22 protein-coding genes are annotated in these 21,832 nt (G+C 43.6%); 5 read left to right on the top strand and 17 right to left on the bottom strand.

All coding sequences use genetic code 11. The annotated features are described in order from the left end of the window. Positions 1 to 123: 123 nt before the first annotated feature. Positions 124 to 333: a hypothetical protein gene (locus tag V513_RS08240; RefSeq protein ID WP_121526349.1), complete on the bottom strand. Its 210-nt coding sequence runs from the start codon at positions 331 to 333 to the stop codon at positions 124 to 126. 490 nt (positions 334 to 823) lie between these two features. Here V513_RS08240 and V513_RS08235 point away from each other — a divergent pair, with 490 nt between their 5' ends. Then, complete coding sequence (locus tag V513_RS08235; protein ID WP_180274857.1) at positions 824 to 1,978, top strand: SLC13 family permease; 1,155 nt, start codon at positions 824 to 826, stop codon at positions 1,976 to 1,978. 200 nt (positions 1,979 to 2,178) lie between these two features. Here V513_RS08235 and V513_RS08230 read toward each other — a convergent pair whose 3' ends face one another. From V513_RS08230 to V513_RS08180, 11 genes are all read right to left on the bottom strand, one after another. After that, entirely contained in the window at positions 2,179 to 3,918 is a 1,740-nt protein-coding gene (locus V513_RS08230; RefSeq protein WP_099772355.1) for an IS1634 family transposase, read from the bottom strand. A gap of 282 nt (positions 3,919 to 4,200) precedes the next feature. Beyond that, entirely contained in the window at positions 4,201 to 5,325 is a 1,125-nt protein-coding gene (locus tag V513_RS08225; RefSeq protein ID WP_257212021.1) for an RHS repeat domain-containing protein, read from the bottom strand. A gap of 17 nt (positions 5,326 to 5,342) precedes the next feature. Then, complete coding sequence (gene dhaL / locus V513_RS08220; protein WP_099772353.1) at positions 5,343 to 5,987, bottom strand: dihydroxyacetone kinase subunit DhaL; 645 nt, start codon at positions 5,985 to 5,987, stop codon at positions 5,343 to 5,345. 3 nt (positions 5,988 to 5,990) lie between these two features. Next, positions 5,991 to 6,983 (bottom strand): dihydroxyacetone kinase subunit DhaK, encoded by a 993-nt coding sequence (dhaK, locus tag V513_RS08215; protein ID WP_099772352.1) that lies wholly within the window; start codon positions 6,981 to 6,983, stop codon positions 5,991 to 5,993. A gap of 24 nt (positions 6,984 to 7,007) precedes the next feature. Beyond that, positions 7,008 to 8,552, bottom strand: coding sequence for a sugar ABC transporter ATP-binding protein (locus V513_RS08210; protein ID WP_099772351.1), 1,545 nt, complete (start codon positions 8,550 to 8,552; stop codon positions 7,008 to 7,010). 45 nt (positions 8,553 to 8,597) lie between these two features. Beyond that, on the bottom strand, positions 8,598 to 9,557 hold the full coding sequence (locus tag V513_RS08205) for an ABC transporter permease (RefSeq protein ID WP_257212020.1): 960 nt from the start codon (positions 9,555 to 9,557) through the stop codon (positions 8,598 to 8,600). Positions 9,558 to 9,572: 15 nt separating this feature from the next. Next, positions 9,573 to 10,556, bottom strand: coding sequence for an ABC transporter permease (locus V513_RS08200; RefSeq protein WP_041928310.1), 984 nt, complete (start codon positions 10,554 to 10,556; stop codon positions 9,573 to 9,575). Between the two features lie 85 nt (positions 10,557 to 10,641). After that, a complete protein-coding gene (locus tag V513_RS08195; protein WP_099772349.1) occupies positions 10,642 to 11,994 on the bottom strand; it encodes a sugar ABC transporter substrate-binding protein in 1,353 nt (450 codons plus the stop codon). 96 nt (positions 11,995 to 12,090) lie between these two features. Further along, positions 12,091 to 12,729, bottom strand: a complete 639-nt coding sequence (locus V513_RS08190) for an ureidoglycolate lyase (RefSeq protein ID WP_014731860.1) — start codon at positions 12,727 to 12,729, stop codon at positions 12,091 to 12,093. Positions 12,730 to 13,060: 331 nt separating this feature from the next. Next, positions 13,061 to 13,654, bottom strand: a complete 594-nt coding sequence (locus V513_RS08185; protein WP_099772348.1) for an ANTAR domain-containing response regulator — start codon at positions 13,652 to 13,654, stop codon at positions 13,061 to 13,063. Positions 13,655 to 13,707: 53 nt separating this feature from the next. After that, positions 13,708 to 15,570: an ATP-binding cassette domain-containing protein gene (locus tag V513_RS08180; protein ID WP_099772347.1), complete on the bottom strand. Its 1,863-nt coding sequence runs from the start codon at positions 15,568 to 15,570 to the stop codon at positions 13,708 to 13,710. 453 nt (positions 15,571 to 16,023) lie between these two features. On the opposite strand from V513_RS08180, the gene V513_RS08175 reads away from it, so the two are divergent. Further along, on the top strand, positions 16,024 to 16,236 hold the full coding sequence (locus V513_RS08175) for a hypothetical protein (RefSeq protein ID WP_099772346.1): 213 nt from the start codon (positions 16,024 to 16,026) through the stop codon (positions 16,234 to 16,236). Positions 16,237 to 16,478: 242 nt separating this feature from the next. Next, on the top strand, positions 16,479 to 17,723 hold the full coding sequence (locus tag V513_RS08170) for a hypothetical protein (RefSeq protein WP_099772345.1): 1,245 nt from the start codon (positions 16,479 to 16,481) through the stop codon (positions 17,721 to 17,723). A gap of 56 nt (positions 17,724 to 17,779) precedes the next feature. Here the strand turns inward: V513_RS08170 and V513_RS08165 are convergent, their stop codons facing one another. From V513_RS08165 to V513_RS14190, 5 genes are all read right to left on the bottom strand, one after another. Further along, positions 17,780 to 17,965 carry a transcription initiation factor TFIIIB gene (locus V513_RS08165; RefSeq protein WP_099772344.1) on the bottom strand — a complete coding sequence of 62 codons (186 nt, stop codon included), beginning with the start codon at positions 17,963 to 17,965 and terminating at the stop codon, positions 17,780 to 17,782. A 372-nt stretch (positions 17,966 to 18,337) separates the two neighbouring features. Beyond that, a complete protein-coding gene (locus V513_RS14195; RefSeq protein WP_257212019.1) occupies positions 18,338 to 18,613 on the bottom strand; it encodes a hypothetical protein in 276 nt (91 codons plus the stop codon). 94 nt (positions 18,614 to 18,707) lie between these two features. Next, positions 18,708 to 18,959: a hypothetical protein gene (locus tag V513_RS08155; RefSeq protein ID WP_143752423.1), complete on the bottom strand. Its 252-nt coding sequence runs from the start codon at positions 18,957 to 18,959 to the stop codon at positions 18,708 to 18,710. 456 nt (positions 18,960 to 19,415) lie between these two features. Beyond that, positions 19,416 to 19,769: a hypothetical protein gene (locus V513_RS08150; protein WP_099772342.1), complete on the bottom strand. Its 354-nt coding sequence runs from the start codon at positions 19,767 to 19,769 to the stop codon at positions 19,416 to 19,418. A 30-nt stretch (positions 19,770 to 19,799) separates the two neighbouring features. Next, positions 19,800 to 20,030 carry a hypothetical protein gene (locus V513_RS14190; protein WP_257212018.1) on the bottom strand — a complete coding sequence of 77 codons (231 nt, stop codon included), beginning with the start codon at positions 20,028 to 20,030 and terminating at the stop codon, positions 19,800 to 19,802. 337 nt (positions 20,031 to 20,367) lie between these two features. On the opposite strand from V513_RS14190, the gene V513_RS08140 reads away from it, so the two are divergent. Together V513_RS08140 and V513_RS08135 are read left to right on the top strand one after the other, a co-directional pair. After that, complete coding sequence (locus V513_RS08140; protein WP_257212017.1) at positions 20,368 to 20,976, top strand: DUF6305 family protein; 609 nt, start codon at positions 20,368 to 20,370, stop codon at positions 20,974 to 20,976. Between the two features lie 342 nt (positions 20,977 to 21,318). Then, the gene (locus V513_RS08135; RefSeq protein ID WP_180274856.1) at positions 21,319 to 21,786 is read left to right on the top strand and encodes a hypothetical protein; all 468 of its coding nucleotides are present in this window, start codon (positions 21,319 to 21,321) and stop codon (positions 21,784 to 21,786) included. The last annotated feature ends 46 nt before the right edge of the window (positions 21,787 to 21,832 follow it).

Here is a 21,832-nt window from a genome sequence, read left to right as displayed (position 1 = left end):
AAGAGATAAGCGACTTTGGAAGTGAGGTTTGAGAAGACAATGATTGGTTCCTCAAATTGGCTATCACTTACGTGTAGATCTCAACTCGGCCGAGCCCTTTTCGCTAAGCTTGAAGTGTCCGTCCTACTCGGTTATCAACATTTCCTTGTCTAGCGCCTCGAGGGCGGTCTTGACTATCGATTCGTCAGACTGCGAATCGGAACTTCCAAAGGCTCTGAGTAGTTCAATATCTTCATAAGCCATGGATGCCTTTGCTTCGCACTCGAGCTGATCGCGAGTCTGTATCTTCTCTTGATCGATCACGAAAAGAAACCAGCGCTTTAGCTGCTTCACTCTGAACTTGTTGAAGAGGGAAAAGCCATATCTTTCGAAGTCGATCCCTCTGGCAGATCTAATAAGATCTATCAGTAACTCTGCCGCCCCTTTGAGAATCAGAACAACAGAATGGAAACGATCAACCCTACAATCGCGTCACATTCCATTCATGACCATAATGTCCATAATGAATTCTTCGTGCCAAACGTCTTACCCTCCGTCGAAAAAAACAAATTCTCTCTAGCTCATTCTTATCTTAATAAACGCGCGCGATCGACCCTCTTGAGTATATTACACATTGAAGCCCTATCATACTCAATTACTGAAAGTTCTATCTTAGGAAATTTTCGACATTTGTAGACACCGTATGGTGAGTAGCGAACCGAAAGAAACCTGTTGTATTTTGATTCGCATAACTGCGGTTACCTCCATTTAGCAGAATATGCTTAATCTGATCTCTTTTTCGGTGATATCATCTCCCTTGTTCATGATCGGAGGTCATTCTGCAGTGCCTGATATTTCAGGAGCTATTTATAGGACTATATTGAACAAAGGATTTATTAAGAGACATCTCGTAAAGGAGATGATGTTCTGGATATCTCTGCTGCTGGCTTTGATCACATCGATAATTATTCCCCCTCGTATTGAAAGCATTGACTGGCGAGTAATTGCCGAGCTCTTAAGCCTCATGATAGTTGTTCAGGCTCTTAAGGAATACAAGGTTCTAGAAAAGATAGCTACTATCTCGCTCTCCAATCTAAGAAGCGCTAGAAGCATCGGATCCGTAATTGTAATTCTAACAGCTTTCATGGGCGCTTTTATTACAAATGATGTTGCCCTTATCGCACTTGTTCCACTCACAATGACAATAGCCGAAAAGGCAAAATTCGAGCCGATGTGGATTGTTATTATTCAGAGTCAGGCCGCTAATATTGGCAGCGCACTGACGCCGATAGGAAATCCGCAGAATCTTTTTCTCTTCGAAAAGTACGAAATTGGTATCTGGGAATTTAGCAGCCTCATGCTGCCATTTGTTGTCTTTGGTGTTTGCTGGACTCTTTTGATGAATCTTCTGAACACCAAGAGGAAGATTGTTTTCGATGCTCCATCTTTGGAGATCTGTGAACCTCAAAAGCTTGGTATTTTCATTGGTTGCTTTCTTGTTGTTATGCTTTCCGTATTCAGAATCATCGACTTCAGAGTAGGACTTGTACTCACTGTGGTAGTTACAATAATTCTTGAAAGAAGGTTCTTTCAAAAGATTGACTACTTCTTGCTGGGTACTTTCTTGCTGTTCTTTGTCTTTATTGACAACATCTCAAGAATGGAGATAATAGCTAATATGATGAAGTCTGCAACAAATGGTGAGATTAGGACAATGACCAGGTCCGCTCTTCTATCGCAGTTTATCAGCAACGTGCCTGCAGCGATTCTCTTTTCATCATTTACCGGGAGCTACAAAGGCCTTCTTCTGGGCGTAAATATTGGAGGCAGTGGCACGATTATAGCCTCTCTGGCTAATCTGATAGCTTATAGAATCTACGTGAAAGAGAGGGGTCGAAACCTCAGATACATTGCAGTCTTCACGGTATCCAGCGCGATAACACTTATCCTAAGCCTCATTTTCGGTTATTTCAGGCTGAAACTTGCGGGGTTTCAGTAGCTGACAATTGAGAGCTCGGTTACATTATAATCAAGACTGTTTGGGCTCATCTGCATGGTGTACAAGAGACGACCCGTTTTCCGATCATAAACGTGTTGATTGGCATAAGTTCCGTTTGTCTGCTGAAGCATTATACTGAAGTTCCCGAACTAGATAAAGGAGAAAGCACTATCTGAAAGGATTTCAGAGAAATGAAGCGGTTATTTCTGTCTACGTTTGCTGAGTTGTTTCAGTCCTACAAGTTCAAGAGCTTTTCTCTGTACCTCGTTGGGAGTTGTTATTATCGTGAATGAAGGTATCTCCGGTACAGCAGGTACCCTGGCATCGTTACAGACAATCGTACTCATTTCAGATAGAAGAGTCTGAAAGCTGTGTACCGGTGTTCCGTCACTCAGCTTCTTCTTCCTCGTCTTCTCAAGAGCGCTTTCGGATCTTGTAGCCTGTAGTACATGTTCTCTATCGGTATATTCGTCAGTGAAGATCATGCTCTTCCATGACTCTCTCAAATGCCATTCTACATAATACGCGAGCATGCAGAGAAATATGTGGGCCCTTACTCTCTTCTCAAGCCAGTGGTGTATTGGTCGTATCTTCAGATCCACTCCCTTTAGCGTCCTGAATGCCCTCTCAACTCTGGATAGACTCTTGTAACTGTACACCACTTCTTCTGCAGTCAACTTCTCTTTCTCCACACTGGTTCGGATTATATAGAATCCGTCAAGGGAAGCTTCATTGGCTATACTCTCTTCATTTCTCCTGTAATCGAACTTCCCTTCCTCTATCGTGAAGATGAAATGCTTGGCCATCTTGTACCTGTTTTCTATCCTTCCCAGTGCCTGCCCTATCTTCCCAGCTTCTCTCAACCTTCCTGAAGCGACCCTCCTCATGAGTTTGTTCAGGTTTTCTTCAGTCGCCCCGAGTAAGTCTTCTCTCGTTCTCCTTCTCTCTTCTGCAAGAAGGGGATTCCTGCAGACTATTAACCTCTCTCCAGGATAATCGGGTGAGTCTATCTCGAGAAGGTCTCTCTCGTCAAATAAGCTCAGCTGTAAATAACCATTATCGAAGAAACTCTTAATCGTAGCCCCTCTGAAGGCACTAATCCAGTCAACTCCACCGAGGACCTTCAATCTGTCTATCTGTCCCTGCGTTAACATCCCTCTGTCTCCAACCACTACGAACCTTTCTACTTTGAACTCTTCCTTTACCTTATCTACCTGTTCCCCTATCGTTTTAGTGTCATTCGTACATCCCGGATATACCTGTATGGATATTGGTATACCTTTTGAATCCGTCATGAGTCCATAGACTATCTGTTTCTTCCCCTTCTTCTTGTCTCTGTTATAACCATAACTCGCAAGCTCACAATGACTTCCTTCATAGTAACTCGAAGAGACATCGTAAAGAACAAGTCCACCTTCGCTTAAATGTCTCTGCGCAAGTTTCCTTTCTATCGCCTCTTGCCTTTGGAGTAACCAGTCAAGGGCAACATATAACTCATCTTCATCTGCGTCTTCCACGGAGAACTCTTCGGGAATAGTTGTATTATCCCACCAGCGTATTGTGGAAAGCTTCGTCTGAGGGTTTATTATCCTTGCAGCTATCATCGCCTCTATTAGATCGCTTTCTCTACTCCTTCGAGAAGATAGCAATTCTGAAATACCTAGATCCTCCATTACCTTCCTTATCACCGCAACATTACCATGTGCCCTCGAACGAGTGATCTCTATAGCCTCTTCGGAAGGAAGAAAGACTCTCCCCTGGAGACTCTCTTTGACTAACTCTCTAGTAACTTCCGGCAATTCAGTAAGGTTGGCAATGGTTTGCTGTTTCACCTTACCATCTTCGCGATAACTTCTTCTCAGAAGATAAGTGAAGTATTCTCTGTCCTTGTACTTACTCACAATCCTAGCTAAATAAAGGCCTTTAGGTTTGCTCTTCATAATATGATGATAGCACAAAGGAAAGAGCAAAGTCAATTACAAATTGACTATTCACTGTCTACATTTTCAATTCATTTATGTGTCTTTTTCCTCTCTCGGAAAGAGTTTCATTCATTTGCTGTCGGGGAACTCCAGTTTAAGCTTTTCCGTCGCACCAACCATGAGCGCGAACGATTTTTTATTTAATTTTAGTTGTCTTATTCCCAGTGGTTCTAGCGCAACCCATTAGAACAGTTTTGATTTCGGGAAACAGTGTAATGGTTTTCTTGTTAAAGTTTCTTCTTACTCATAATAGGTAATCAGGTAAACTGTCTTTGTTATCGGCTTCCACAGGTCCTCGTCTTCAAGGTAAACGAAGTACTTTTCCTGAATACAGTTTCCTCTATCGTCGTAGAGGTATTCATAACTGTAAGTGAGCGGACTTCCACTGATATTTCTGTTATAGGTGGTTTCTTTTAGCTTTAGTCCTTCACTATTGTATTCGGCCGAGTATACAAGATTGCGCGACTCAGAAAGGCAGTCGACCTCGAGAACCATATTGCCATTATCGTATTGAGCTTCATGCTCGGATAAGATCTTTCCACTTGCATCGGATAGGATAAATCTTACTAGATTCCCCTCATCATCGTAAGAAGCTTCGTAAACAGAAACGATCGTATCGCTCGCACTGTAGCTGTATGCCTTTATCAAATTACCTTCTTCGTCGTATTCATAACCGTACTTATAAGAGAAGTCTCCGTACTTGCCATAGCCGATCTCCAGAAGCAAGTTGCCGAGGTCATCATATCGATACTCGTTTCTGAATTCAGTTTGAAGTCCTTCCTTTTCTTTGTACTCATAGACAATATATTTGGTTTCCTCAGTCATGTAACCGAGTTCGTTATAGCCGGCTAAATATCTAGTACTGTTTGATGAATCATACTGAACATCGTTCCCTTCGACGAAGTTTCCACTCTCGTCGTACTTTGCAGAGTATTTTGAGATTATCGAACCATCTGAGGCGTACTGAATTCCTTCGATCTGTCTCCCGTTCTCGTCGTACTTGTATTCATAGCTATGTTCTAATGCTGAGTCGTTTACTATCCTCTTACCTTGCATGGTGAGCATATTACCTTCACTATCGTACTGATAGGAATAGTCAAACTCCAGAACACCATCGCCGGAGAGTTTGCTCTCACGGATGGTGTTTCCTGATTCATCGTACTCAGCGGTCAGAGTGGCAAACTTTATCCATAACTCCCCGTCCTGAGTATTATAGTTTCTTATCTCAATCCTTTTCACTCCAGATGTATTGATCTTGTCCAGGTAAGAATCAACCCAGAAGGCTCCACAAAAGCTTCCTATAAACAAGGAGACGATAAGTATGAAACAACTAAGTCTGAAAGCACTTGATAACAATTTAATCACCTTCCATCGGCGCAGTTTCACTTTGTTTTATTGAAGAAGTTCTTTTGAATATCTGAGAGAATGACTGCAACCGCTCTGGCCCCCGCGTCATATGCGCCAATGCTCCTGTCACCCAGATATCTGGCCCTTCCTTTCGTCGCAACAATCGTTTTTGTAGATTCAGCTCCTTCTTCTGCTTTGGTTGCGGCCTTGTCAAAGGCCGCTTCTATTGGTTCGTTCAGCTTTGCACTTTCCTTCAAAGATTCTTTGAAGGGGATAAGCGCATCTAGAAGAGTTTTGTCACCCAATTGAGCTTTACCGACCTTCTGTACTCCATCTACCATTGCCTGGAAGAGTTCAGCAATGTCGGCTATTTTGAGAGTCTCCTTTCCTTTAGAAGCTCTAGAAGCGCTCAAAAAAGCATTGCCCCAAATTGGGCCAGAGGCTCCACCACATTTTTCCATTATTATCATGCTGCAGTCTCTCAAAAAGGTTCCAACATTGCTCTTTTCGAGATCCTTCCATTTTGACTTGACTTCAGAGAAGCCTTTCGCCAAAGAAGCTCCGAAATCACCGTCTCCGGCAACAGAATCGAGATCACAGAAGTACTGTTCGTTTTCTAGTATAGAATCGACAGCGATTCCAACTATTTCTATGAATTCATCCTTCGAGATTACGGTCATCTTCTAAGCCTCCGTTTCCTTCCAGGCAGCGGTTTCACAGGGTGCAGAGAGAAGTCTCTTCATCTGTTCGTCGAGAATAAGAACGGAAATCGACGCACCTTCCATATCTATAGACGTCATGTAGTTTCCAACGAGAGTCTTTGCCACTGCTATTCCCTTACTGTTAAGAATCGTGGCTACCTCATTGTTCAGAATAAAGAGCTCTTGCAGCGGAGTTCCACCAAATCCATTTACCAACACGGCAACCTCTTCATCCTTTGATACGGATAATTCGCCAAGTATTCTTTCGATAATCAATTCAGCGGTTTCTTTCGCCGAGAGTAATCTGTCTCTAAATATTCCGGCTTCTCCGTGAATTCCGACACCAACCTCAATCTTGTCCTCTTCAAGGTCGAAAGTCGGTTTTCCTCTTGCTGGGACGGTACAGGAAGTCAGTGCAATCCCCATAGTTCTAACATTGTCGATAACTCTTTGGGCGATCTCCTTTACCTGCTTGAGAGAAGCTCCCCTTTCTGCCAGAGCTCCAGCAATTTTGTGAACGAAGATCGTTCCAGCCACGCCCCGTCTGTCTTCCTTCTTTTCGATTGATATATCATCATTCACACAAACGCTATCAACTCTAATATCGTAGTCTTCAGCCATTGCAGCAGCGCTTTCGAAATTCATCACGTCTCCAGAATAATTCTTTATAACCAGCAAGACCCCTTGTTCTGAATGGTTGTGTTTTATAGCGTTGAAGACCTGCATTACGGACGGTGAAGCAAAGACATCACCACATACGGCCGCATCAAGCATTCCCTTGCCTACAAACCCTGCATGAGCCGGCTCATGACCACTTCCACCGCCACTGATCAGATTAACCTTGTTCTTGTTGGGATTCTTTCTCGAAATCACCATGAATTCCTCGTCGAGTGCAAGGTTCTCCGGGAAAGCCTTCACCATTCCCTGACACATTTCGATTACCACGCTTTTGGGATCATTGATCAGCTTCTTCATCTCTCTACACCACCTCAGCTATTCTTATACCATATCTCTTACTAGTTCTTGCTCGGTTGGTTTCCGCCTCTTATCGGCATCTACGATAAGCGAAATGTTTCCATCTTTCATAATTACTATCCTGTTGCTCAATCCTATGAGTTCGAGCAAGTCGTCTGTTATTAAGATGATGGCAAGGTTCTTATTTGCCGCTTCTCTTATGAAGGTGTATATTTCCTCTTTTGCTCCGATGTCTATGCCTCTGGTGGGATTGTCGAGAATCAAAATATCGAGATTCTTCATAATCCATTTGGTCAGTACGATTTTTTGTTGGTTTCCTCCACTCAACGAAAAACACAGATCTTCGCTAGTTGCCTTAATTCGGAACTTCTCTATTCCCTCTTTGATCAATTTGGATTCTTGCCTGTTGTTTATAAAGCCCAGGCGACTGCTGAACTCACTGAATCTTGTAATCGTAAGATTGTTGGCAACCGTTGACAAGCCGATTATTCCGTTTTCCTTCCTTTCGGAAGGAACATACCCGACTCTTAGCTTGGTCATATTTCTTATCGTGGCTTTAGACACGGAATGGCCATCTATAATGATTTCTCCTTCTGTTGGCTCTCCCACCCCAAAAAGGGTCTCGCCCAGGAACTTCTTTCCAGAGCCAATCAGTCCACCTATTCCAAGGATCTCCCCACGACGGACTTCCAGAGAAACAGAGTCATAAAGGCCCTTCTTGGAAAGATTTCTCACCCTCAAGACGGGATCCTCATCCCCATTGAATTCCTTTTGATCTTCAACTCTGTAGGTGTCGGCACTTAACTCTCTTCCTACCATAAGCGGGTGGATCTCTCTCTCTTCCGAGACCTCGGGATCAACTTCTCCAACCAGCTGCCCATCTTTGAGAATTAGAATCCTGTTACAGGCATTCATCAATTCTGAAAGACGGTGTGAGACAAATATGAATGTTGCCTTATTTGAAAAACTCTTAATTCTATCGAGAAGAATCTCTCTCTCCTTTTCTGGGAGCGACGCAGTTGGTTCATCAAGAAGTATTAGAGGGGTCTCGATCTTGTACATGTCTGCTATGACAAATGCCCTGATGATCTCAAGCATCTGACGCTCGTGAAATGAGTATTGGGAGACTTCTTTTCTTGGGTCGATATCGAGCCCAAAACTCTCCAGATAACGTTTCGCTTCGGAGATCATCTGCCTCTTCTTCAAAGTACCGGCCACCTGGAATCTCTTCTCGTGTGAAAGAAAGAGATTTTCGTAAACAGTCAGGCTTTGGACAAGGTTCTGCTCCTGGAAGACCATCGAAACTCCAAGTATGTTAGCCTCTCTGAAGCTTTGAGGAGCATACTTTTTTCCTTCCAGAAACATCTCTCCTTTATCGGGTGGTTCAACTCCCGCTATAAGCTTTAGCAGAGTTGACTTTCCCGCCCCATTTTCACCGGCGAATCCAATAACGTCGTTCTTATTGATCTTGAAGGTAACATCTTTCAGTGCCTGCACACCAGGATAGTTTCTATCGATTCCCTTGATCTCAAAGAGGATTTTGCTATTTTCTTTTACTTTTTCATCCATAAAGATAAACCTCGCATTCTCAGTATCACCTTTTTGAATCGAAGATCACTTAACGGTGATCATCTTCGGTCTTCCAACATTGGACATAAGCGCACCGGCAATTATCAGAGCACCCATTGCAACGTTCCTGAATTCAGGCGTTACACCCATGAAATTCAGGCCGCTTATCAGAACGGTAACCAGCATCGCTCCGAGAACTGTGCCGATTGGTCCTCCTCGACCTCCGCTAAGAGGAATGCCGCCCATGACAACGATTGCTATTACGGGCAAGGTATAAGTATCACCAGTATAAGGGCATGCAGCTTCAAGCATAGATGCGTTAAGTGCCCCGGCTAGTCCTACGAGCGAACCATGAATCATAAATACAAAAGTCTGAATCTTTACAACACTGATCCCTGAATACTGGCATACGTACTCGTTGTTGCCGATGGCGTAAATCATTCTGCCAAGCACTGTTTTCTTGGTTATCAAAAGTGTTATAAGCACCACAATGATAGGTATGGTGATCAGGTTTGATATGCCGTCTAGAAAACTTCCCCTTGCAACTGCGAGAAAGGATTCAGAACTGACGTTGTAAGGAGACCCTTTTAGCATCAAAACTGCAGTTCCATTTAAGATTCCCATCATGGCGATAGTGGATAGAAACGTCGGGATTTTCAGGAAAGTAGCCAGAAAACCGTTTATCAGACCTACCAGAGCCCCTACTATCATCCCCACAATAATCGATGCGCCACCTAGCGCAGAGCTAGCCATTGCGGATGCCACGGCAGTAATCGTTATCGTCGCTCCGACTGATACGTCAATACTTCCCATCAGAACGACCATAGACATACCCATCGATGCAATCAGCAGAATGGCCATCTGTACGAGCAAGTTGTTGAAGTTCTTTGCAGACAAGAATGTTGGATACTGCAAACCGAATATCAAGAACAAAACCACAAGTAGTAAGGGAGTCCACAGCTTTGAAAGTGGGAACTTTCGCTTCCTGTTTCGATTATCCATCATCATCCACCTCCCTGCCTACTTGGTAAGAAGTAATCTTCCGCGTCGATGAGGAAGCATTACGAGTGAAATGGCTGCGATTAGCAGTATGCCTTTTGCAATGTTTTGGACATTCGATGTACTTCCAATTAGACTCATTCCATTATCGAACATACTGATGAGAAGAACCCCTATGAGTGTCTTCAATAAACCACCAGAACCTCCCATGATGGAAGTCCCACCAACGACCACGGCTATTAGCGTATTGAAGAGGTACTTGTCTCCAAGTCTTGCTGGTGCCATTCCTAGATAAGAAGAAAGTAAAACAGAGGCAATACCGACCAATAACCCGGAGAATGTGAACGCGATTATCCTATATTTATTTGTATTGATTCCCATTTTCTTCACGGACTCTTCGTTGCTTCCTATTGCCAAAATGTATCTTCCCACTACTGTCTTCCTGCTTATGAATACGAAAACTGCAAATACAATGAAGGCCCAAATAATGACATTTGGAATGCCTTCGATCATCTGTCCCGTCGAAATCCAGGCAAAGTCCCTGTTTCTAATGGATATGTTATAACCATTTGTTAGACCAGTAGCTATTCCCACATAGACATACATCATCGCCAGTGTAACGATGAAAGACGGAAGTTTCAGAAGTACCACCAGTAGACCGTTAATCAGTCCCGAAAGGAATCCTACGACTATCGCAAGAACTATCATCCCTAATCCACCCTGAGGAAAGAAGTAAGCGGCAACAATCGCACAGGATGAAAGCATGGCGCCCACAGAGAGATCTATGCTTCCCATGAGTATGGGAAAAGTCTCTCCGGCGGCAACCAGAAGGAAGACGCTCGAGACTGTCAGAATACCTGTGATATTCCTTATTCTTGAGAATGGCGGATATAAGATTGCGAAAACCACAAAGATTCCAACAAGCAACAAGTAGGGAAGTACTTCAATAAGGTTCTCTGCTTTTAGTCCTTTTTTAAAGAGATTTTTGAGAGCCAAATTCCTCATCCTTCCAGAAAGAGTAGACTGATCCCCCGTCGCTGGAACAGTCTACTCCAGCATTCAAAAGTGTTTTTTAAGATTCATACGGTGCTTAGTTATTACATCCTTCTCCAAAATCTGGAATGTCGAAGCGGTAGGGAACGTCAATAACTTCATGAACAAGCACATCGTTTTCCATTCTCTTTACGATATCTGCTCTGAGACCTTCTTCCAGGTTGTTTGCAACAAATACGTAGTTGTATGGGGAGCTCTCGAATGGAGGTACGACCCACGCGGCTGTGAACTTTTCAAGGTAAAGCTCGTAGATCTCCTGGTAAAGACCGGATTCCATAGCTTCCTTGTATTCCTTGGGAACTTCGTAACCTCTGGGCTTGTCAAGGTAAATCCAGTTGGTAAATCTCTCGGGGTATATGGGAACTAGAAGTCCCTGTGGATCCCAGTCGTCTGGATGAAGCGTTCTTGACATCTTCTTCCAGTCGTAGTCATATGGAGCGTCCTTTCCGAAAGTCTCGATGTACCAGTCAACGTTTTCAGGGGTAATGAAGGTCTGCATTGTTGACATCATCGTTTCAGGAACGGTCGGTTTCCAGCCGTTCTTCATGTCGTATACAGTAACGGCCTGTCTTCCAGCCATCCAGAATCCGTAAATTCCAGCGACAACGTCGAGACTTCCATCCTTGATATCGACGAGGTTGGACTTGTTAGCATCGGTTGTGACCTGGAAAACGTGGTCCAGTCCGGCCTCTTCACAGGCAATTGCAGCGCCAACATTCATGCTTGTAGCAGTGCCGAAAATACCGTCTATCCTGTCACCGAACTTTGCGATCCAGTCTTTGGTAACAGAGTATCCCTTGTCTCTTATGAAGTCTGCATATTCCTCACCGATAACGGTGATATTTGGGAAGTTCTCCATAAGAGCTGCTTTGTAGCCTCTAACTCTGTCGTTACCTGCTTTGGAGCCGGGGAATCCCCAGAGAACACAGGTCTCGCCCTCTCCATTGAGAAGTCTGCCCATTTCCAGACCGCCTAGATAACCATCGACATAAGCGTCAGGTCCAATGAACTGACCGTAGTATGGACCAGCGTCTAGTGGTGTCCACCAGTCGGCTATCTCTAGGATATTCGCGTAATAGACTTTCTCTCTGTTGACGAAGTTCGATGCCTGAATAACGGATTCGATTGTTGGTGAGTAACCGAATATCATCTTGACACCGGCGGCAGCGAAGGACTCGATTTGGAACAGGAACTTTTCGGGGCTCCTGTCGTCGCTGGCTGCTATGTACATGTTTCCAAGAGCCTCGACAGCCTCCCTTGCGCCTTTGTCAAAAGTAAGGAAGAAGTCGTTCGCCATCTGTGCATAAGTGCATACCATTGTTTCCGTTGAAAGTGCAGTAACACCAAACAAAGCAATAAGAGCAATTAACAGAACACTGAGCTTTTTCACCTGTCTTATCCTCCTTCAAAAGAAGTACTCTCATAGATCAAAACATTTACACGAACAGCTTTTTTCTTTGTGTCAACCTCCCTTCAAACAAACGAATCAAAGAATGATTCTTATCTTGTATTCGCCTCCGTAACCTTCGCCATAGTAATCGGTTTTCAAAGCGTGCAATTGTCCTTTGAAATAGCGGTTTCCAACAGGAGTCTCCCACTTCTTTCCATAGGCCTCAGTTACGTCGCCGGTGACTTCTCCAAGTTTTCCAAAGCGAGGCATTAAAACAGGGGTAGGGCCGTCAATTGCGAAAGGCGGGTAGTGCCATGTCCCTTTGTTCAGAAGGACTCCTTCATTTGGTCCAATGAGGAAGGCTCTGGTCTTCTCCGCTTCGGGGATCTTCGACTTCGGAGCAAGAACAAAGATGAACTGCTTTCCACCCAGAGGGAAAAAGAATTCGTAAGTTTCGTAATGAACCTCAGTCCAGTTTAGAACCTCACCTATTGGCTTAGGGTAGACAAAGAGCATACCCATCGAAAAGCGGTCTTCTTTGTTGTCCTTGAAAGGAATTAGATCCCAGTATGCCTTGATCATGCTGTTTTCGACTGCGGGTTTTGCGTCCACAGGATGCAACTCATACTTACCTTCTTCCGTGTCTTCATCTCTACCGATGATTCTGCCAAAGGTGCTGAAATCTCTCATACTTACTTCACTTAGTTTTTCCAGTTTTACGTCAACCACTGCCATAATCTCTCTCCTCCATTCTCAGATTTTTTGCTCACACGGTGAACAGATATCTATTTTCCGAAAACTGATTCCTGTAACTCCCAAAACAAAAAAGGTGCCTGCAACTAGTCAGGCACCCATAACCTTTATATTTCCTTACTCAGCAACACCAATCATAAGCATTGCCTTTAAGTATATTCACTTTTCATATATTCACTTGACAATTATGCACAAAACGATGCGTTTAGCAAAGTCCCGTGTGATGATTTCTATCCTATTTAAGGCACATTAATAACGATTATGAGAAAAAAGCTCAATCGCTCGCGAATTCTGAACAGATGGAACCGCTGACCTACATACCGTAATGCAGAGTATTGTCTGCTTCTATGATTTCCCTCGCAACAACAACAAGCTTTAAATTCTTATCTCTACTAATCTTCTGGAGCAACTTCATCGCCTCTGATTCCTTGATCCCATTGCGGTCCATCAAAATCCCCTTTGCCCTTTCTATGAGTTTTCTTGCCTCTAGAGCCTCTCCCTGCTCTTGGAGTTCCTTCTTAAGAAGCACAAACTCCTTAAAACGGCCCATCGCAATCTCTATGGCGGGCTTGAGTTCCTTCTCATCAACGGGTTTGACGAGATAGTTAAAGACCCCTGCAGAGTTCGCCCGCTTGAGGGTCTCTTCGCTGCTGTAACCAGTAACGATTATCGAGGGTACGAGCTTTACTTTTCCTATTCTCTCAATCGCTTCGATTCCGCTAAGCGCTGGAAGGTTAATATCTACGATCAGTAAATCCGGATCCTTTTCAAGTGCAAGTTTCACGAAGGTCTCGCCATCCATGGCCTCTCCTATAACGTTATGACCGAGGCCGATAAGAGTTTCTTTGAGCCCTCTAAGGACTATGTACTCGTCTTCTGCGATTAGTATATTTAAAGAACTGTCCATAGGAACTGACTCCCCTTTCGGCTAGGTTTAGCGCATAATCGCTAATAATTCTTTTATGAGCCTCTCGTTAGCAAAAGGCTCTCTTTTGGAATCAGGATCTTTACTTTTGCTCCTTTTTCCGAGGCGATTTCAAGAGTACCGTCGAACTGATTCTCGACGATGGATCTCGCAAGCGAAAGCCCCAGTTTCTCGTCTTTTGCTGAAAAGGATCTGTTGGGGAATCCCGCGCCGTTGTCCTCCACGATTATTTCCACATTATCATCAAAGCTCTTGCAGGAAATCGATATTAAACCGTTCTCTAAATCTTTGAAAGCGTGTTTCACGCAGTTGTTTATCAACTCGCTTATTGTAAGCGAGATTCCGCTTGCTTTGTCGTATGGAATAAAGATGTCATCGAGATCTTTCCTTACCTGAAGAGTACCATCTACTATGTTGAAACGTACTATAGTGTCTACAAGACTCTTAAGGTTTATTATGCTTCTACCTAGTTCATCGTGAGAAAGAAGATCATGAACGGCAGCTATACTTTTAACCCTGGAAACAACATTGTCCAGAAGATCTTCGACTTCGCTGCCCGTCTTCTTATTCAAACTCCTCTTCTGGATATTTATAAGACTTACAATGGTCTGAAGATTATTCTTTATCCTGTGGTGGCTTTCCTGAAGCAACACCGAACTCCCCATGAGCCTGGTATTGTCTATTGCAAGGGCGACCTGCCTCGAAAGCGTATGAAATATCTTTTTCTGCTTTTCGGTTGGCTCATAGTATTTACGATAGCCTACCTGAAACAAGGCGGTGTGGTGAGATCTTACTGAAACTGGGTTACAAACAATTGTCTCGGTATTTCGAATGCTCTTAAAGAGCTTTTCGAAAAGTACATCATCGAAATTTGAAACAAAGAGCTTCTTGTTGTCCATTATTCTCATTACAACTTCGTCGTTAAGGGCGGCTTCAACTAACTCAGTCTCTTTGTGTTTTATTGTGTCCATAATCGTTCTGGTCTTTTCATCGACCAGGTACACATAACAGGAGTCGGACTCCATAATTTTGCATGTGTAGTTTTCAAGCATTTTCAAGACATCATTTATCTCGTAATTAGAAGTAAGATACTCGGCCGCCCTCAAAACGGCGTCGATAATGTCCTCGGTTTCTATTTCCTCGGTCTCTCGTTTTATCGAATCTGATTTTTTCCATCCGAGTATGAGTCTTAGAAGTTTCTCCGGCTTGTCTTTCGCTTCTTCGGAGCTTAGAGTTCCACAAAGCACCCCTTCGGATAGAACACTTATTCTGTCGGAGTATTTCATTGCCTCGTCCCACTTGTTTGTGACATAGAGTATTCCCGTTCCCTTTTCCTTCAGTTCGGTGAGTATTCTAAGAAGAAGATCCTGTGACTTGGAACTTAAATTGGCAGTAGGTTCGTACAGAACCACCAGCCGAGGCTCATAAATACATAGCCTCAGAAGCTCTATAAGCTTTTTCTCCTCGGTCGAAAGCTTATACACGTGAGTCTTCTCTGAAATGCCGAGGTCGAATCTTGCGATGAGTTCTTTCACAGTGTGGTTTATCTTCGAATGGTTAATCAGCTTGATAACATTGGAATGACTTCTCAACATGTACATGTTCTCTGCCACGGTTAAACCCTCTGCAACCATAGGTTCTTCGAGGAGGAACATGATGTCCGTCGAACCTCCGATCTTGATTTTGTTCGTGACATCTATTCCATCAAAGAAGACTCTTCCGGAGATCTTCTTCTCAGCCCCGGTGAGAACATTAACAACAAGTTCCTTTCCAGCACCATACTCTCCGACAAGGGCGTGAACTTCAGAAGAGGTGACTTCCAGATTGATCTCCTTAAGATCGACATTACCCGTGTCATTGCTACTAAGTTCTTTGATATCAAGAATACATTGCCCCATAGCGGATCCCTCGAATTCTGCAGCCTTTTTCCTTTCATACAGCTGCAGCAACAATAAATAGATCACGGATCAGAAAAGAAAGTCGAACAAACATTTGCTTGTTGAGAATGAGTCTCATAATCATTCTACAACACAATGTATCGAAACTATATGTATGTGTAGGTTTCTACATTTTCAGAGTCACATCTAACTCGAAAGAACCTTGATCAGCATTAAGAATAGTAGGATTCGAGACTCGCGAAAACTAATGTTATGTGAAGTACAACTTTTGAAGTAAAAACATCACAGTAGAGAATGATAATAAAATATTAATTAGTGTTAAAATTTATATGTAAAGCAGATTGACGAGTCTCTTCATTTTGAACGAGATTCGGTGGGGTCTGCCTGCGTTAGAATTGACGTCCTGATGCTTAACTGGTTTGGCTTATCCGTCAGGGCAAGGAGGAATCTGAAATGTCTTACAAGCACTATTATGTTGGTGACTCCGTTTTGTCGACGGGTGACTACGAGGTTCACACTGGTGATTGTGTTGAGCTGGCAAGAGTAGAGTCAAAGACTTATCTTGGCTATTATGATAACTGTCAGGATGCGATTAGGAAGGCAAGTGATATCTATCCGAACGTATGCGGCTGCAAATACTGCTCACCTGGTTGTCACAGGAGATAATTTTCCCGTAATTGCGGGGCAATCGGTTCTTTTATTGCAACACTGTAGATTGGCACATGTGCGATCTGAAGAAACTGTTCGAAAGCTCTTCAGGTTCAATTGCCGTTTTGGTTTCAAGTGGTTATTGCGAATTCTTTACGGCTTTGGCTTCTATTCGAAAACGCTGCTCGTGCTAAAATCAATCGAACCTGTATGGTTATCGATACCAGATAGTTATCTACTTTCTAGAGGGAGAGACCTATTTGAATGACGGCAGAACAAAGGTTGGAATAGGTTTTGCGACGGGGCGAAGGCACTTTCAGAGAGTTTTGCGTAGCTACGTCTACAACTGGAAAGAGTCTGAACTGGTTGACAGCAAAGAACTAACGCTGAATCTATTTGTTGCGTATGATCTGAATTACAAGAATACAAAGAAGGCAAATTACACCAAGATCAGTTCCAGTGTGAACGAATTACTGTTCTCCAAACATTTCATAGGTCAGAAGGAAGTTGAAGAAGAAAAGAGGGAGCTCATTAAGCGCGGGATTGTCGATTCGGAAGAAGCTTCTTTGGTTTTTGGAAAAGGATACGCTTCCCAGAGAAATATTGTTCTTTACACTGCTCTGAAGAATCACATCGATTACCTGCTTTATCTTGACGATGACGAGTATCCAGTTGCCGTTACGAACAACATGGGCTCTGTTACGTGGATGGGCCAGCATGTTTTGAAAACACATTTGAATTACATTGATCAAGCCGACATCACCTACGGTTATCACTGTGGATACATTTCTCCGATCCCCTTCATAGAGTTTTCTCCAGCACTACCGGAGGATACTTTCAGACTCTTCATTGAGGCAATTAGCAACGACATAGTCAAGTGGGAGACTCTCAAAAGACTTATAGTTGCCGGAGGAGTATCGTACGCCGATCCGAAAATACTGAACAGTGGTGAAATCTTTGAAGTTGAAGAGGTAAATCATGCCAAATTCATCTCTGGATCGAATCTCTGTCTAAATCTAAAAGATCCAGGCAGACTTTTCCCCTTCTATAATCCACCTGGAGCGAGAGGTGAAGATACTTTCTTGAGTACCTGTCTGAGCGACAGGAGGGTGCTCAAAGTGCCAAGTTACGCATTTCATAACGCATTCTCAACGTACAACCACATTTTGATGGGTGTTCTCCCAACCGGTCTCAGACCTATAAGAGCCGATTCGAGAGATATAGTTAGACGTTTCTACAGATCCTGCATTGGATGGATCAGATACAAGCCTTTGCTTCTTTACATAACCGATCGCGACAACTATTCGAACAAGATTGAAGAGATGAAGATCAATCTTAGGGAAACATTACCTTCTATTTCATCGTACTTTGGTACCGATTCGTTCTACAACATTTCCAAAGAGCTGAACAAGTATCATAAGTCGGTCGAGAAACACTACGAGCAGTTCGAAAGAGTAAAAGAGATTTGGTCGAAGATATCGGATTATCTCCGCGAAGCTTACTAAGGCTCTTGAATACAAGTTTAATCTGAAACTTTTATGGAACCCCTAAACAGAAAAGATCAGAACTTCTCGGGCTTTTCTGCCTGAAGATCGAAAATATGTCCGCATTCTCTGCAAACGCGCACTATAACCTTAGATCCCATCGAAAGAGGCTTTCCTAAAGGCATAAGAGCCGCATAACCTGACCAGTAACCCTTTCCAATGTCCAGTGAGCCGCAGTTTGGGCATTTGTCCGTTCGAATCATCGAATACCTCCAGTCATCATCTAGAATCGAAATGTTTCTATCCTCTACTAGAAATTACAAAAAAAATCGGGAGTCTTGGTTTTTTTGTCTGCCGCCACTCGACTCTTCAACCTTGCTGATAATTCGCTCACCATGAGTATTGCAGTCATGTCATGCGCGTCGTATAGATAGCATTTGAAAATCCTAACCAAGGCGGGAGATAAGCCCATTATTCTTTTGAAGAGATGAAGGCGGCGAAGAGAACCACAACACCTCCCGCAAGAAGTACTGTCCAACCAAGCCAGTGAAGTTGCGGTCCACCGATGATATTCGCTATTTCCTCTCCAGAACTACCGGGAACATTGCTCCGAATAAGCTCTTTAAACTGTGTTCTCAAAGACTTCTCGTCGGGAAGGTCCTAATTACGGTAATCAACCTCGCTATTACAACGCCAATCGAAGCAAGTCCGGAAAGAAAGACCATAGATCTCATTTTCACGATTCCCATGATACCCGCAAAGATAGCAATTGCCATTATTAGTGCGCCATATAGATCTCCGCCGTTGAAATAGGTTGCTTCGCCTCCTCCTGGGAAACGTACTATGGGCAGGAACAAACCAGCTATAATCATTGCCGCTCCGACGACGGCGAGAAAAATGTCCTTTTTCATAGTCTCCACCTCTTTTCTAATATCCAATGGGCATAAGACTTTAATCTAGTCTAGGCCAATGATATCAGAATACCACTTGAAGGCGTTGTATGTTTTATCTCATCGGGAGAGCTCTGATAGTAAAACTCTCGGTTATCAGATCGCTAACTCCAAGGTTTTCATTTCCGAATTCGCTCTCGAAAAATGGGAACTGCATTACCTTTTCCAGAGACTGAACATCGTTCGGTCTTTCTTCTGGTATTGTGTCAACTGAATTCTGAACTACCATTCTCAGCGGATCGAAGTTCCCGAAGTAGAAATCCTTATAGATTCTGCTCTCTTCCTCAGTCACTCCGACAGAGTACACTACACCCTGTCCTACTAACGTATCTACTGGAATCCAGCCGTAATTGGGGAGGTGAAATTCAGCCCGGAAAAGAGAGGTGAACCCCCCCGGGTTTTCTCGCCGGTATTCCAATTGAGCGGCAGAAAAATTGATTGCACTCCATAATCTCCATATCCGTGTTCCATAGCAAAAAGGCTTTCTGGAATACCTTCCGCCTCTAGAGAAGCTTGGGCAATTGGACTGTAGTAGATATTCTCTACGACATAATCGTAAAGAAGTCTGCCTGAAGATAAGGGTTTTTCTCTTCTCCGACGATCCTTCCGACAAGGTCCTTCATCTCTTCGTTGTAATAAATTGATTCGGTAGAAAGGGTACTCTCCATGTATGTAGGGCGTTACATGTCATATTCTCCGATTTGCGAAAAATCGACGTCGAATTCCTGCCTGAAATGCCTGAAAGAGAACACTATTTTTATGGCTAGATCCTCCCCAGTGAGCCTAGATCAAAAGAAAGAAGCATGCAGGCAATCTTCCCATCGGTCCTAGGATAGTCGACAAGGGTTTCGGCCGGGACTATGCCAATTATCTCGATCATGTCCTGTCCTAACCTGTTCAGCTGAAGGGGAAGCCAGATCTTTAGATTGTCTTCATCCGGAAGATCTGATTTTGAAACCTCGACCGAGTATTCGACCAGGAACTCTCTGGGATCAAATAGCCCGCTCCAGTCACACTTGAACTCGGCAAAGCCCGCCTGTCTCTTCCGCCCATATTGTGAAAGAACGAATTTCACAGCTTTGGTGAAGTGATCGGCCCAGTCTGGATTCTGCTCCACTAGATCGAGATCCCTGTGAAAAGATTTCTTTCAAAGCCTGTGAAGAATATCTCGCCAGTCCAATATCTTTCTTTGAATGTCTCTTTCTTCAATGAACTCATAGAGCTTCTCATTTGAATCGATCTGAGGACAGTGACTCTTGATTATTTCTCTTTCATCATCGAATCTGATTGTGAATTCCATTATGGATTTGGTTTCCTTCTGTGATGTATAGTAATCCGGGCTCTTTTCAAGAGCTGTCACGGTGGTCGTCACGAACAAGATGATTTCCAACAATGCTATCAAACTTTTGATAGGAATATCCCAGCATATTGTCAATAAAACCGATGAAATGTGTTCTATTCATATATTTTATGGACTACGTAGCGCAGAGTTGTTATCTTTTTAGAGTGAATAAGTTTCTGGATGCTTCTCTTAGATATTTGAGCTCTAACTGAGAGCAACAGAATGGGGATTTCAAGCGAAGAAAGCTGTCCTTATGCAGATAAGAGTTAAATTTGATAAAATTAGTCATATTACATTCTTTGTTGTTTGCATGAGAAGGACAGTTTCTATGCTGTGTCTTGACACTGACACCGAAAATTGTGGAGGGGAATACATGAAATCAAAGATGTCATTGTTTTTATCAGTCATATTCATCGCGTTTCTAATTTCGCCGCTTCACGCAGGCGCTATCGAGCCTCTTGCAAGACCGCCGATTATTGCAACGGCGATAGGCGACGGTGCTGCATCAGACGTTCTCGCTCTAGTGTGTGAAATGAACGGAATTGGTTACGAGAACATCCTTCAGTTGAAACCCGAAGAGTTCATGGAGAAGCTCGACTCGGAAAATGCACCCGGAACACTCTTTATTGCCCCCGGTGCCATGGTCGAGGGGGATCTATATACCTTATGCGGTGTTGAGAAAATCGATGTAGGGCAGGAAATCCACAGAATAGAACAGCTCATATCGGTAGCGAAAGCGCGAGGAGTTCCCGTAGTGGCAGTTCACATTGAAGGTGGCTTCACTTCACCAGAAAGCGATCCGAGGCCGTCGTTCGATTTGCTTATGCCAAAAGTCGACTACATAGTCCTGGTGTCGCCGGAAGGGCCAAGTGAGTATTTCTCCGCGCTCTCGGAGCAAACCGGGGTACAGCTGATAGTGGTCGACAAAGCTGAAAGAATTCTCGATGCTCTTGATCTCTTATTCTCAATGGGTGGATCTTGATATAATGCTTGAAACATAGTCTCACTTAATCAGTTTGAAATTTCTTTGATGAGTTCTGAATAGAGCTAAAGTTCTTATAAATCAATCTTCTTAAGGGATTGAGTTCAAAACGGGATTAAGGATTCCGTGTTGTTCAATATTGGAGCATGCAAATCACCCTCGAGATTTTTCTCTTGCACAATAAGGGCTTTCCAATTCGCCGAATGGTTATTTCTACTAATCTAGCCTCTTCAGGTACCTTGAATTCTTCGTGAGTCGCTCCAGCTAATTGCTCTCCTTGTTAACAGTGATAGAATTGGGATGCGGGAGGAAGACAGAATTATCCTGGAAAGGATGGTTGCTATGGATTCCGAAAAGCTTACGGAGCAGGAATGGCACAAAAAGCAGGCGATAGTGAACTTCAACCTTACATGGGACCTAATAGATAAGAAAGACAGAACTGCAGAAGATGACCTTCTTATGATACATGCCGCTCACGCATCTCGCTTCCACTGGGGAGTAGTAGGTACCCCGATCGAATTTGCAAGGGGTGAGTGGCAGGTGTCCAGAGTTTACTCTTTACTCAACATGGCAGAGTCGGCCTTGTATCACGGCGAGCTTTCACTTAAGTATTGCACCGACAATGCGATAAGTGGTTTCGATCTTGCCTTTGGCTATGAAGCCGTTGCAAGAGCCTACATGATCGCAGGAAAACGCGACCGTATGGATGAGTATATGAAACTGGCAAGAGAAGCGGCCGATCTAATCGAGGATGAGCAGGACAGAAACTACTTTCTTTCTGAGTTGGAGACCATCGCTCCTCAACAATAGTCACAGGGCTCCGTAATTGTAGTTTCAGATCGAAATGACAGAAAAT

This window comes from Mesotoga sp. H07.pep.5.3, assembly GCF_002752615.1.
GTDB lineage: Bacteria > Thermotogota > Thermotogae > Petrotogales > Kosmotogaceae > Mesotoga > Mesotoga prima.
This window is presented reverse-complemented; position numbering and strand designations above follow the sequence as displayed.